This is a genomic window from Bradyrhizobium sp. S3.2.6 (genome assembly GCF_040546885.1).
GTDB classification, from domain to species: Bacteria; Pseudomonadota; Alphaproteobacteria; order Rhizobiales; family Xanthobacteraceae; genus Bradyrhizobium; species Bradyrhizobium cytisi.
Genome location: NZ_JBEPOS010000024.1, coordinates 1 through 12,294, shown reverse-complemented (window position 1 = coordinate 12,294; position 12,294 = coordinate 1). Strand labels below are relative to the sequence as shown.

The following is a 12,294-nucleotide window of genomic DNA, read 5'->3' as shown; positions in this document are numbered from 1 at the left end:
GGCCGGCTAATCGATATCGGCGAGCTTGTGCAGGGTGGCGCCAAAGATCTGGCTGGCCTTTCCGACGAGAGCGGTGCCCGTCATATCACCCCGCGTATCGGTGAAGGTGCCGCTGACGCCGATGCCGACTGCCGTTGGGCCGCCGAACAGAGGATTGTCGTCGCCACGCGGGGAGGTGTGCCGTTGCACCAGTACCTCGCCCTTGAAGGTGTTGTCCTTCACCTTGTAGCTGCCGGTGTAATAGAGATAGGCATCGCCGCCAAGAATCTGGCCGTCGCGGAAAAGAATCACGCCGCTGCCCTTGCCGACTCGACCGTCGAGCAGGGTCACGTGAATCGAATAGAGGCCGTTCTTCATAACGTCCCGTTGGCCGGCCGCCATCGCCCAATGGCGTAACCAGTGAAGCTTTTATGCCAAAGCGCAACCCCTCGCGCAACGCGGCAGTTTTGCCGGCGGTGGTGTCCCGTGCCGGCACGCGAACCGTAATTGTCCCAGCTTGTGTGTGACGCGGTTATGACGGTCTCATCCTACAGCGAGGCCAGTCGTTGCGAATCAGAGTTGGCCCGCGAAATGCATAACCATCGTTGCACTGGCCGCGGGGTGCTGGAGCAAGACGAACGTGAGCAACTGGATCGATTCCGGCGGCGATGAGCCGCATCTGTACAGTGCGCGTCCCACGAATTGCGAAACACAACGACGGCGGATCGGCCGTCCCACACGGTGGCGAAGCGCGGCAAGTCTTGCTTGCGCGCTGGCGCTGATCGCGCTGGTTGCCCCGATTGGGCACGCACGCGATCGCGGCCAGTTTGTCAACACCAGTACAGAGCTGAAAGCCTGGTTCGACGGCTTGCGCAGCGGCAAGGGGCCATGCTGCTCCGATGCCGACGGCTCCGCGATCTCGGATTCCGATTGGGAGAGCAAGGACGGGCACTACCGTGTCCGCATCCCGCGCCTTGGTTACGTGATCGAGGGCCGGGAGCAAGAGCTCGTCTGGGTCGACGTGCCCGAGGAGGCCGTGATCTCTGAGCCCAATCGGGTCGGACGCACCATGGTCTGGCCGATCTACGGCTACATGGGCGTCACGATCCGCTGCTTTATGCCAGGTAGCATGACTTAGCCGGGCGATAGCGCACCCGGCTTATCCTCGATCTCAGATGCGGCGCTGCGTCAGGTATACTTCTTGTCGCGCTCGAGCAGCTCGATGGAGATGCCTTCGGGGCCGCGGATGAAGCAGATGCGGACGCCGGGCCGGATCGTGGTCGGCTCGCGGGTGAACGCCACGCCCTTGGCCTTGATCTCGGCGGCGACGGCGTCGATGTCCTTCACCGTGAGGCCGAAATGGTCGAGGCCCTGATGGGGGTGCGGGGGCGGCGGGTTGACGGCGCTCTCGCCCTCCAGCGGCGCGATGAAGATCCTTGCGCCGCCCAGGTTCACGTCGATGCGTCCCGGCGCGCGCACGATTTCGCCGCCGAGGATATCGCGCAGCCAGGCCGCGGTCGTTTCCGGATCGGGGCTGCGCAGATGGATGTGATCCCAGGTGACGACGACTGGCATTTCAATTCCTCCCGATAGGGCCTTCGCGGTGTTGCAGCGCATGTTAGCGATCCCGATCGATGATCGCTACCGCGGTCCTATCCGAGATTCGCGCGGTTGCGGGAACCTTAGTTCGTCTCACGGATTGAGGAAGGAGGCGAGTGACGCACCCATGAACGCAGGGTTTGGCCGGATCGGACGGGGAAGCTTCGCTGGCAATGGCGAAGACCCGCCGCGGCGCCAGCCCCCAACTAGTGTCTGGCTCAAGCGAGGCCTGTTGTGGCTGCTGGCTATGCTCGTGGTTGGCGGTGCCGTCTGGCTGCTGATGCCGCCCTCCGAAGGCGAGCCTACGAAATTGGCGCTGGCAAGCATCGATCCAGCTCCCCCGACAACCGCCTCAGATACCTCCACTGCGGAGGCGGCCGGGCTCGACCGGATGACGATCTCATCGCAGACCTGGCGGCGCGGCGGACTCGGCTCGAAGGCACTTGTTACGTTTACCGTGCGAAATGACAATGAGTATGCCGTAAGAGATGTCGAGATCGTCTGCGCCTTCATGCGGCGCGACGGCAGCCATCTGACCGACCGCAGCCGTGTGCTGGCCGATATTGTCGGCATGAAGAGTCGCAAGACCTTTGCGCGCGTCCCCGTCGGATTCGTCAACGTGAACGCCGATCAGGCGAAGTGCTCGCTGGTGACGGCGCGGCGCGCCTAAAGGGCCCCCACATTCCGCTAGCGGAAAAGTTACCGTCCTTGCCCCTTGGTGGAAAAACTTGGCGTTGCCATTTGAACCGAACGGCTGGGCCTAGGAACCAATTAAAGGATCGCCTGTTAAGGCGGTTAGTCCACGCGGGGATGCGGGGGGCGGAGCGCGGCCAATGCCCATCTTTCGCTATTTCATGTTCGTCGGTGGAGCTCTGCTCGCCCTGTTGTTCGTGGCTGATTTCGTTTGGCCGACGTCGCCGGTTGCGCAGGTCGTTGCGGGTGTAAGCTACGATCAGCCGCTGATCCGGATCCGGTCCGATCGCCATCCGCCCGAACGCGTCGTGCTCGACACCAGCCAGCCGACCGTTGCCGCGCCGGTGACGAAGACGGCTGCCGTCGCGGCACCTCAGCCGACCGCGCAGGCGGACGTATTGGCTGACATGTCGGCAAAGACGCGGGTGCGCGAGACCTTTGCTCAGTTTACGCCGAAGGGCGACGTGGCGGCGGCCAGGAAGGTCGACGCCAAGCCGCAGGGTCAGGTGGCTCAGACGACCCAGGCTCAGCAAGTTCAGGTCCCAGCCCAGCGCAAGCGCAAGGTGGCCCGGGCGCGTCCGGCGCCTCAGCGTGGTCAGCCGATGATGCTGGTCGCACAGCAGCCGCATTTCGGTCTTTTCAACACGACCTGGTAACAGCGCGCCTCTGTCCTGCCTCGATAAAGGCGGGGAGGGCTTTTTATTGTTCGACCTCTCTGCTAATTCGTACCGATCCGAGCGTCGCAGATCAGCTGGCCTCCCAGCCTATGTCCGCGACGCTTCGGTTTGTGGCCCAATACGCGGGGTCATCAGGGCGCTCGTAGCTCAGCTGGATAGAGCATCGGATTTCGATTCCGAGGGCCGGAGGTTCGAATCCTTCCGAGCGCGCCATTCAAGCGGTGTCCAGACCGTGCCAGAGCCTTCAGGTCTGACCGATTCTGCAAGTCCTCGCCCTGGGGTTGGCGGCGCATTGCTCGGACCGGCCAACGCGGCTCGAAGGAACAGGTTCCGAAGCGGCCTCACGGGCGAGCCAAGGCAGGCACCGCGCCGTGTGGTTGTGATCAGTTGGCCGGAAGACCGGTTTGCCGGGCCCGCGCGAGAGTGTCCGAGGGCGCTTCGTGGAAGGTCGTCCGGTACGCTGCGGCAAACTCGCCGAGGTGATGAAAGCCCTGGGCGCGCGCGCACGAGGCGACCGACGCACCACCGCTCCTGAGAAGCTGCGTGCGGGTAGCCCACAGCCGCTTCAGGCGGATGTATTGATGCAGGCTCATGCCGCGCACTTTGGCCACAGCACCGCCGAGGGTCCGGATCGAGACGCCGAACTCACCAGCAAGCTCGGCGGTATAGATCGGGGAGGTCGGATAGGCAGCGACGTAATCGTCGATCCGCTGGACGAGCCTGGCAGATCGCGCGCCCGCATTCGGGGCGCTACGCTCCGACAGCGGATTCGTTCGAAACAGGTCATCGAAGGCGAGCAGCAGCCCCTCCTGGAGATGGGCGGCGGCTTCCGTGGTCTCGAACATCTGCGGCGCGACCGATGCGGTCCTGAGGATGTCTTGCACAAGCTGCCGCGCGTAGAGATGAGCGGCGGGGTCTGCGATGCGAACCCGCAATGCGTCGGCTCGATCGAACCATCCGCGATCCCTGAGCGTGGGCGAGAACATGATCAGCGCATGATGATTGATCTGGGGCTCGACGAAGTGGCAGTCATGGTAGCCACGCAGGGCAATGAAGAAGCGCGAGTCGATGTCCATTCCGCTCGAGCTGGCGCGCAGATCATCGCTCATCGGCAGGATCACCATGCCGCCTGGCGCGCGGTAGGCGGTGTCAAGGATACGCGCAAACGATCTCGCGACGATAATCCTGCATGCCGGCAAGTTCACGATTGCCCGCGCGGCTGCGAAATTGGCGACGTCGAGCGGAATGCTGCGGGCGTCTTCCAGCGACTCAGCCGGTCGAAACGCGTCGACGTCGGTAAACCGGGTCAGTTGGAGCGCGGAGGAGGGGGCGAGAGCGTCGAAGAACATGCGTCTGGCCGGATGCTGCAATGTGACAATAAAATGAACGTTGGTACATGGCCATCAATGGCGAAACACGACGATTCAGTAAACAGGATTCAGTGCCGTAATATTGCGGACATCATGCCACGAGGAGCTCTCAGACCGATGTCACCGTCAACGGTCTCGGCTCATCGGCTGACCGGTGGTGAGGTCTTTTCGCAAAAGCGAAGGGGCCCGAAGGCCCCTTCAATCTTACCAGCGGCGATAGCGGGGGCCATAATAACGCGGTCCGTAATAGCGGGGACCGTAATAGCGCGGCGGCCCATAATATCCGGGGCCGTAGCCGTAGACGTTCGGCTGCCACCAGCAGCGTCCCCAGGCGTTGCAGACCATGCGGACCTGCTCGACGTCGGAGACCTGCGGCGTCGCAGGTGCAGGCGCAACGGGCATGGCCGATGCCGTCGGCGATGCCGCGATGGCACCGAACAGGGACGCGGCGACGAGGCCGATCTTCAGCTTCATGATGTCTTTCTCCACTTACGCAATACAGAATATCGAAGTTGTTCTGATCAAATTGTGGCAGAACCGAAATGTAATACTGATGAAAGGCGAGCGGCGCGCTCCGGACGATCGATGCCACGCGCTCCGGGAGCGAGGTCGGCAAGGACCCGTCAAGCTGCTGGTCTATGAAATCGAGAAGCAGGTGCTGCTGTCGAGGGGCCCTCGGTTAGACAGCCCGCCGCAAGACGCCGCCGCGGCTCCCCTCAGTAGCAGGGGTGCCGCCGGCCATCCTGGCCGACATAGGCGGCCGCGCTCTGATAGCAGTGGTTGGTCGACGGGCCATCGTAAAAGGCGAAGGTGCCGGGGGTGATACCCGGGCCGTAATTGTGCAGATAGCTGATCTGGTAGGGCAGTGGGTTGGCGTAATAGCGATGGTACCGGTGGTGTCCTCGTGCCTCCGCAAGACCAGGGGCTAGGATTGCGGCCGACAGGGCAGCAACCGCGGCTAGAAGCTTCAACTTGCTCATCTCGATTCTCCGGAACCCGCGCGACTAAGTCTGCCATCTATAGCCATTTCGGGCCGCCGGGGCACCCGTCCCAGGCCCGGAAATCGGGGCAAATCCAGCAGATTCCCCGGTGGGTGTGACAGAATTGCCGGAACTGGGCTCGAAGCCTGCCCATTTTTGGCCTTTTGGGGATGCTTAACGAATTCCCCACACAAGTATGGCCAAAGAGAATTCGGTTTAAGATTCCTTCCGCCGGCGTCCTGGGGTTTTCCTTGGGGGCTCTTCGAGGCCGGTTCATTCCTGCAAGGTTTCGTCGTCACGCCGCCATGCGCATCACGCTCCTCAGCCTGCTGTTGCTCTTCGTCGCTGCTGCCACGCCAGCGCGCGCCGAGCTGCATATCACGCGTGACCATGGCGGTTACGTCGAGGAGTACAAGGTCAGGTACAAGCGCGTTCGCGACAAGGGCGAGCGGGTCATCATCGACGGCATCTGCAACTCGGCCTGCACGCTGGTGCTCGGCATCGTGCCGATGAACAAGATCTGCGTGACGCCGCGCGCAAGCCTCGGCTTCCACCAGGCGTATTACGACAAGGCCTTCACCTTCGGCATGAAGATCACCAGTGCGGAAGGGACGTCCGACCTGATGTCGTACTATCCTGATACGGTGAAGGACTGGATCCGCCGCAACGGCGGACTCACCACCGACATGAAGAAAATCAAGAACGGGGTCGAGCTCTGGAAGATCATCGATCCCTGTCCGGAAGAATGGTGATCGGCTGATCTGAGCCGTCGTCTTCCTCGCAGCGCAGCATCCGAAATTCGCATTGCCGCACCGCCCCCGCTCGGGCAATGAGGACGGCAATGAATCATAATCAAGATCATTTGGCCGCAAGGGCGGCACCGGTGCTGTTCGTGCTGCTCTGGAGCACCGGTTTCATCGGCACCAAATACGTCATCAACAACGCCGATCCATTGACCTACCTCGCCATCCGCATGGCGGTGGTGGTCGGCTTGATGACGATCATTGCAGGCGTTGCCCGTCCGAAATGGCCCGATCGCATCGGCATCGCGCACAGCGCGGTCGCCGGCATTCTCGTCCACGGCTTCTATCTCGGCGGCACCGCGATTGCGATCGCCCATTCGATTCCGGCGGGACTCTCAGCGCTCATTCCGGGCCTGCAGCCGATCCTGACCTCGACCATCGCCAACCGCTGGCTCGGCGAGAAGGTGACGCCGGTGCAATGGGGCGGACTGCTGCTCGGTCTTGGCGGCGTGGCGCTGATCCTGCACAACCGCCCCATGACCGGCGAGGCCGGGCTCGGCTGGCTCGCATCGGTGGTCTCGCTGATCAGCATCACCCTCGGCACGCTCTATCAGCGCCGCTACTGCAACCACATCGACTGGCGCGCCGGCAATCTCGTCCAGTATGTGGCCGTCACGATCTTCTTCACGGTCGGCGCCTTCCTGTTCGAGGATCGTGTCGTGCACTGGACGCAGGAGTTCGTGCTCGCGCTCGGCTGGCTTGCGGTTGCCCTCTCGATCGGATCGATAGGCCTTTTATACTGGCTGATCCGCCACGCCGCTGCGACGTCGGTTGCGAGCCTGTTCTACCTCGTGCCGGCCGTCACAGCGCTGATGGCCTATCTGCTGTTCGGCGAGAAGCTCGATGCGCTGGCGATCGCCGGCATGGCGATGTGCGCGGCCGCGGTATTCGTGGTCAACCGGCGCTTCGGCTCGTAGGCGCCGCTGCCGGAATACATCCCTGACGTGCAGGCCGCGTTCGTGCTAGGCTTGCCGCATTTCAGTTTCCCTTTCACGCGGTGATTTCCATGAAGAAGGCGAAGCGCGCACTGCTCGGCAGATCCCTGAAGCCGGTTCGGATTGCCTGCATCAACTACGCCAGGGAGTCGATCAACGACCGTGAGATGAGCCAGCTCACCGCGGCGCTCCAGAAGTGTTACGACAAGCATTTCCTGCCGGTGTGGGGCTATCCGGTCGACCTCTATGTCACGCGCAAGCCGAAGGCCACCGACTGGCAACTGGTCTATTTCGACAATGCCTTGCACAAGAACATGCTCGGGCGCCATGAGCTGACCCATCGCGGCCAGCCGATCTCGAAGATCTTCGTCAAGGCACTGGGCGAGGAGCCGATCAGCGTGGCGGCGTCGCACGAGCTGTTCGAGATGGTGCTCGACCCCATGGCCAATCTCTGGGCTGACAAGAATCCGAATACCCAATACGCCTATGAGGTCTGCGACGCCGTTGAGGAGGATTCCTTCGACGTCGACGGCTTGCCGATGTCGAACTTCGTCTATCCGTCCTGGTTCGAGCCATTCAAGCATCCCCGCGGCACCAAGTTCGACCACAAGGGAACGCTGAAGGCGCCGTTCTCGATGACCGAGGGTGGCTATGTCATCAAGAAGGTCAACGGGAGGAAGGTGATCAAGGCGTTCGGCTCACCCGCAAAGCGGCGGCGCTTCAACGCCGAAGACCGGCGCGGCCATCGCAGCGAATTTCGCGATCCGAAGGGAAAGCACCACCCGGGCCGGCGCGCGTCGAAGCGGAGAGGGTAGGGCCGGGCCGGTAGAGGAGACGTCTCCGGGCGCGCCCACACCCGGAGACGCGCTGCGATCAGCGCTTGGCCTTCTTTTTCTTCTTCGCGGCTTTCTTCGCCGTTTTCTTGGCTGCTTTCTTGGCCGTCTTCTTCACGGACTTCTTGGCTGCCTTTTTCGACGACTTCTTGGCGGCCTTTTTGGCCTTCTTCTTGGAAGCCTTCTTCGGCGCGACTTTCTTCGCAACCTTCTTGGCGGCCTTCTTCACCTTCTTCGCGGCGGTGACTGCGGCGTCCTTGGTCACGTCCACGGCGCTGGTGATCGTCTGCATCGCCTGCTCGGTGATTGGCTTATCGTCGTCCATATCGTGTCCCCCACGGTTTGCATGGAGCGATGACGATAGCGGGTTTCATAATAGTGTCAAAGCAACGCTCAACCTTTGCGGAAGCGGCGAGCGCGCGCTCGCGTCCCTTGGCATGATCGAGGATCGGTTGCTGGGGCGCGGTGGTGACCGCGGTCTCGTCGACCGCGGGTCCGTTGGTGGCGGATCGTGTGACCGGATAACGGTCCTTATTTCGGCTGCGGCACGATCCGGATGTAGGGCTTCGGTTCCTTCCAGCCCTGCGGGTAGATGGTCTTGGCCTCGTCGTTCGAGACCGAGCCCGCAATGATGACGTCCTCGCCCTGCGACCAGTCGGCCGGCGTCGCGACGCGATGCTTCGCTGTGAGCTGGAGCGAGTCGATCACGCGCAGGATTTCCTGAAAATTCCGGCCCGTGGTCATCGGATAGACCAGCACCAGCTTGATCTTCTTGTCCGGCCCGATGATGAAGACGTTGCGAACGGTCTGGTTGTCGGCCGGCGTGCGGGTGAGGGGATCGCCCGAGGTCGAGGCCGGCAGCATCTCGTAGAGCTTCGAGACATTGAAATCGGTGTCGCCGATCATCGGGTAGTTCGGGGCGGCGCCTTGCGTCTCCTTGATGTCCTCCGACCACTTCGAATGGCGATCGACCGGATCGACCGAGAGGCCCATCAACTTGACGCCACGCTTGTCGAACTCCGGCTTCAACTTGGCGAGAGCGCCGAGCTCCGTCGTACAAACCGGCGTGAAGTCCTTCGGGTGCGAGAACAGCAGGGCCCAGCTGTTGCCGATCCAGTCGTGGAACTTGATCTTCCCTTCGGTGGTCTCGGCTTCGAAGTCGGGTGCGGTGGTGCCGATCGGAAGTGTCATGGTTCTACCTCATCGCATTGAATTTGCTTGGGAATTACTGTCTGGCCGTCAGCATCATTATAGGGCCTCGGCGAGGCCAAGTGAACGCCAAGTGAACCGCTTCAAGTAAAATGTGAATTCCTTCTCTGAAGAGCCGATCTCCTAGCATCTTTCTGTTACAGGGGCACCTGCGGCGAAGCATCTCCACCCGGGATGACGGGGCTGGATTGCCCCGATAAAGCCTTTTATGACCCGCATCACGCTCGCCCGACGCTCTCCGGAACCGAAACGGTCCTCATAGCGACTAATCGGCAACCATTGAGAAAAGTCGCGATCCCCATATCGAATCGTTAACCACCCCTTTACGCCCGCATGAAAATGCTGGTCGATCAGAAGAAATCTGGAAGTGAACTATGTCCGCCGCACTGCCCAAGTCCGTTGAGAAGTCCGTTGAGTCGCCGTCCCTCGAACCGTCCTGCCGCGATACCGCGGCCCATGCGCTCTCCATCGTGCGCGACGGCGTGATCACGGGCGAAGGCCCAACCACGAAGGGCCGGGTGCACTTTTCCCGCTCGCTCGATGCCGATGACACCGCCTGGTGCGTCCGTATCCTGACCGCAACCGCCGTCAACGACCAGCCGGTCAGCCGCGCCGAAGCCGAGGCACTGTTTGAGATCAACGAAGCCGCGACCGAGCGCACCGATGGTGGCCGGTTCGACGATCTGCTTGCCAAGGCCGTGGCCCATTACGCCGCGAGCGCCTCCGGCCTGAAGGTGCCGCCGCGCAATGTCGCGCTGGCGCAGGACATCGAGAGCTGGGCGCCGTCTTATGCGTCCAAGGTCAACAGCGAGATGCTGGAGTGGATCGCCGGCCAGATGCGCGGCAAGCGCCACAACAACCGTCGCCTGATGGCGATGGTGGCGACCTTTCTGGGCGCCACCGCACTGCCTCTGGCGGGCCAATTGCCGAACGTGTTCGACATTGGAATGTAAGAACTAAGGACCAAGACATTCCCGCGCCCCTTGCGAGGCGCGAAAAAGAGCGGCGGGGTTATTTCCCCGCCGTTTTTTGCTTGCCGGCGTCCGGCTCGAGGCCGAGCGTGCGGCCGGGGAAGCCGGCGGCGTCGAAATAGCGCTGGCTGCCGACGCGCTGGACGTTAAGCACGGTCTCGAGACCGTTCTCGGACTTCTTCTTCGACTTCTCCACCGCCTTGAACGCTTTCGGCACGATGCCGTTGGGAAGCGCCTCCGACATGACGCGGCCGACCAAGCCGCCATTCTCCGAGCCGCGCAGGCCGAGGAGCTGAGCCGCAGTCATGCCGACGTCGGCATTGCTGACCGGCAGCTCGTCGACGAAGCCGGCTTTGAAGTCCGGACCGATCGCAGCCATGAAGTTGTAGGTGTCGCCACGGCTGAAGCTGCCGTGCATGCCCTGGCCCTGGCGCAGCACGGTGTCGGCTACCTGCACCGAGCAGTTGGTCGGCGCCTCGCCGCACTCGCTGGCATAGGAGCGGAAGTTGACCACGATCGCCGGCGTCGGCGTTGCCGCCTTGCCGCGCAGATTGATGCTCGACAGCGGCAGGGTGCCGGGGAAGCGGCCGAGCTGGTCGTCGACGAACAGGCCGGAGACGTAGTCCTGCTCCATCAGCGCCTTGATGGTCTTCGCTGCCAGCTTCTTGTCCTTATTCGGCAGGTAGATCAGGTCCGAACCGCCATTGGTGGCGATGACGAGGTCGGGCTTGGTCGGATCCTTGCCGAGCACGCCGTTGCCGGCCTTCGGATGGGCGTTGCCGGTGACGGCGGCGTTCTTGTCGTTGGGGTCGAACAGCGGCAGGTCCAGCGCTTTCGCAAGGTCGATCGCCAGGAATCCCATCGGCAAAAAGTCCTTCGGCGTGTCGTCGTAGTTGAGCTTGGCCGATGGGCTGGTCTTGCTCTCCTTGGAGATGGTCGAGAAGCCGTGGTCGGCCTGGATCATGATGTTGGTGTTGGCGGAAAGGCCAAGCTCGTCGAGTGCCTTGCGGATCTGGGCGAGGTTGTTGTCGGCGTTCTTGATACCAGCCATCGAGGTCGGCCCGTTGATGCCTGGCAGGATCTGGTTCAGGCTGTCGCCGGTGTTGTGCTGGCTGCCATCGGGATCGCGCGACCAGAAAACGAGGACGAACGGCTTGTTGCGTGCCTTGAACATCGGCAGCAGCACCTTGGTGGCGACATCGGCGAAATAAGCCTGCTGTGCGACGTTGGCGACGGTGGTGCCGGGCGTCTTGGCATCGCCCGCCTTGGCATTGTCGCCGCGCGACGGCGCGGCGAGGGCAAGGCCGGCCTTGGTCAACGCCGCCTTCACCTCGTCCGACAGCGGTACGCCAATCTTGGTGCCGGTGGCGTCGTCGAACACGACCGAATGCAGGCCGGGCTTGTCGGGATGATCGGTGTGGTCCCACTGGTAGGTCGGACCGTGCTTGCCCAGCGCGGCAGTGCTGAAGCCCTTGTCGCGGGCCATCTTCAACACAGTTTCTTCGTTGAGATAGTCGCCCTTGAAATGCTCGTCGATGTCGCCGAGCACGGCGTCGTTCTCGATGAAGGGGACCACGGTGTCGCCGGCGGGCACCGAGGTGTAGTTGGTCCAGATCGTGTTGGAGAACACGCCGGTGTCGCCGAGATAATGGCCGGTCGACATCGCTGAGCCGTTGGCCATGGTGAAAGTCGGGAACAGCGAATGCGAGTTCTTGAAATTGACGCCCTTGTCGCGGACCTCGGCCATGGCCGGCGCGGTCTCGGGGGTGATCTTCAGTGCGCGCAGCCCGTCGGGAATGAACAGGATCAGGTTGCGGGGCGTGTTGTTCTGGGCGGAGGCAAATCCGGTGGAAAGCACTGTCAGTCCGGCTGACAGCAACACCAGTGAACGGCGCATCTAAATCTCCTAGCGGTGAGGCGGCTTGGCCGCCGAACCGCGGCCCCCGGCAATCGTTTAGTTTTGCTGCGTGACGGTTTTGTTACAAGAGCGAAAGTACATGCAGAAGTGACGGGACGGTGGCCACGCGTCCACGGATTTATCGTTGCTGGGTACGGACGCCCTCGTGTCCCGGACGCGCTGCAACGCGTCGCATTGCTGCGTAGAGCCGGGACCCAGAAAGCGACACAGTGCGCTGCTGCATGGGCCCCGGCTCTGCCGCGCACCGCTGAAGGAGCGCTGCGCTGCGTCCGGGGCACGAGACCTCTGTTTAACGATACACATAGCTGTTTGTCCTCGCGGCTTGTT

Annotated in this window: 15 protein-coding genes and 1 tRNA gene; 8 read left to right on the top strand and 8 right to left on the bottom strand. The window is 62.5% G+C overall.

The annotated features are described in order from the left end of the window. Positions 1-6 precede the first annotated feature (6 nt). Positions 7-357, bottom strand: a complete 351-nt coding sequence (locus ABID58_RS30690) for a GrlR family regulatory protein (protein ID WP_354036594.1) — start codon at positions 355-357, stop codon at positions 7-9. A gap of 262 nt (positions 358-619) precedes the next feature. Here ABID58_RS30690 and ABID58_RS30685 point away from each other — a divergent pair, with 262 nt between their 5' ends. Continuing rightward, the gene (locus ABID58_RS30685; protein ID WP_148750386.1) at positions 620-1,117 is read left to right on the top strand and encodes a hypothetical protein; all 498 of its coding nucleotides are present in this window, start codon (positions 620-622) and stop codon (positions 1,115-1,117) included. Positions 1,118-1,167: 50 nt separating this feature from the next. Here ABID58_RS30685 and ABID58_RS30680 read toward each other — a convergent pair whose 3' ends face one another. Further along, on the bottom strand, positions 1,168-1,554 hold the full coding sequence (locus tag ABID58_RS30680; RefSeq protein WP_148750387.1) for a VOC family protein: 387 nt from the start codon (positions 1,552-1,554) through the stop codon (positions 1,168-1,170). A 151-nt stretch (positions 1,555-1,705) separates the two neighbouring features. Here ABID58_RS30680 and ABID58_RS30675 point away from each other — a divergent pair, with 151 nt between their 5' ends. From ABID58_RS30675 to ABID58_RS30665, 3 genes are all read left to right on the top strand, one after another. Continuing rightward, a complete protein-coding gene (locus ABID58_RS30675; RefSeq protein ID WP_354036593.1) occupies positions 1,706-2,248 on the top strand; it encodes a hypothetical protein in 543 nt (180 codons plus the stop codon). A 163-nt stretch (positions 2,249-2,411) separates the two neighbouring features. Further along, positions 2,412-2,927, top strand: coding sequence for a hypothetical protein (locus ABID58_RS30670; RefSeq protein WP_354036591.1), 516 nt, complete (start codon positions 2,412-2,414; stop codon positions 2,925-2,927). Between the two features lie 157 nt (positions 2,928-3,084). Continuing rightward, positions 3,085-3,161, top strand: a tRNA-Arg gene (locus tag ABID58_RS30665). A 170-nt stretch (positions 3,162-3,331) separates the two neighbouring features. Here ABID58_RS30665 and ABID58_RS30660 read toward each other — a convergent pair. The 3 genes from ABID58_RS30660 to ABID58_RS30650 form a co-directional block, all read right to left on the bottom strand. Then, entirely contained in the window at positions 3,332-4,297 is a 966-nt protein-coding gene (locus ABID58_RS30660) for an AraC family transcriptional regulator (protein WP_354036590.1), read from the bottom strand. A gap of 225 nt (positions 4,298-4,522) precedes the next feature. Continuing rightward, positions 4,523-4,792 carry a hypothetical protein gene (locus tag ABID58_RS30655; protein ID WP_354036588.1) on the bottom strand — a complete coding sequence of 90 codons (270 nt, stop codon included), beginning with the start codon at positions 4,790-4,792 and terminating at the stop codon, positions 4,523-4,525. A gap of 242 nt (positions 4,793-5,034) precedes the next feature. Continuing rightward, a complete protein-coding gene (locus ABID58_RS30650) occupies positions 5,035-5,298 on the bottom strand; it encodes a hypothetical protein (protein WP_354036586.1) in 264 nt (87 codons plus the stop codon). 305 nt (positions 5,299-5,603) lie between these two features. On the opposite strand from ABID58_RS30650, the gene ABID58_RS30645 reads away from it, so the two are divergent. The 3 genes from ABID58_RS30645 (at position 5,604) to ABID58_RS30635 (ending at position 7,851) form a co-directional block, all read left to right on the top strand. Next, positions 5,604-6,050 (top strand): hypothetical protein, encoded by a 447-nt coding sequence (locus ABID58_RS30645; protein ID WP_148750393.1) that lies wholly within the window; start codon positions 5,604-5,606, stop codon positions 6,048-6,050. 89 nt (positions 6,051-6,139) lie between these two features. After that, positions 6,140-7,018 (top strand): DMT family transporter, encoded by an 879-nt coding sequence (locus ABID58_RS30640; protein WP_148750394.1) that lies wholly within the window; start codon positions 6,140-6,142, stop codon positions 7,016-7,018. Between the two features lie 89 nt (positions 7,019-7,107). Further along, a complete protein-coding gene (locus ABID58_RS30635) occupies positions 7,108-7,851 on the top strand; it encodes a hypothetical protein (protein ID WP_354036584.1) in 744 nt (247 codons plus the stop codon). Positions 7,852-7,909: 58 nt separating this feature from the next. On the opposite strand, the gene ABID58_RS30630 is transcribed toward ABID58_RS30635, so the two are convergent. Both ABID58_RS30630 and ABID58_RS30625 read right to left on the bottom strand, forming a co-directional pair. Then, the gene (locus tag ABID58_RS30630; protein ID WP_354036583.1) at positions 7,910-8,194 is read right to left on the bottom strand and encodes a histone; all 285 of its coding nucleotides are present in this window, start codon (positions 8,192-8,194) and stop codon (positions 7,910-7,912) included. Positions 8,195-8,400: 206 nt separating this feature from the next. Continuing rightward, positions 8,401-9,060: a peroxiredoxin gene (locus tag ABID58_RS30625; RefSeq protein ID WP_129272345.1), complete on the bottom strand. Its 660-nt coding sequence runs from the start codon at positions 9,058-9,060 to the stop codon at positions 8,401-8,403. Between the two features lie 392 nt (positions 9,061-9,452). Here ABID58_RS30625 and ABID58_RS30620 point away from each other — a divergent pair, with 392 nt between their 5' ends. Beyond that, positions 9,453-10,031, top strand: coding sequence for a hypothetical protein (locus tag ABID58_RS30620; protein ID WP_354036581.1), 579 nt, complete (start codon positions 9,453-9,455; stop codon positions 10,029-10,031). 58 nt (positions 10,032-10,089) lie between these two features. Here ABID58_RS30620 and ABID58_RS30615 read toward each other — a convergent pair whose 3' ends face one another. Next, positions 10,090-11,946, bottom strand: a complete 1,857-nt coding sequence (locus ABID58_RS30615) for an alkaline phosphatase family protein (protein ID WP_354036579.1) — start codon at positions 11,944-11,946, stop codon at positions 10,090-10,092. Positions 11,947-12,294: the final 348 nt, after the last annotated feature.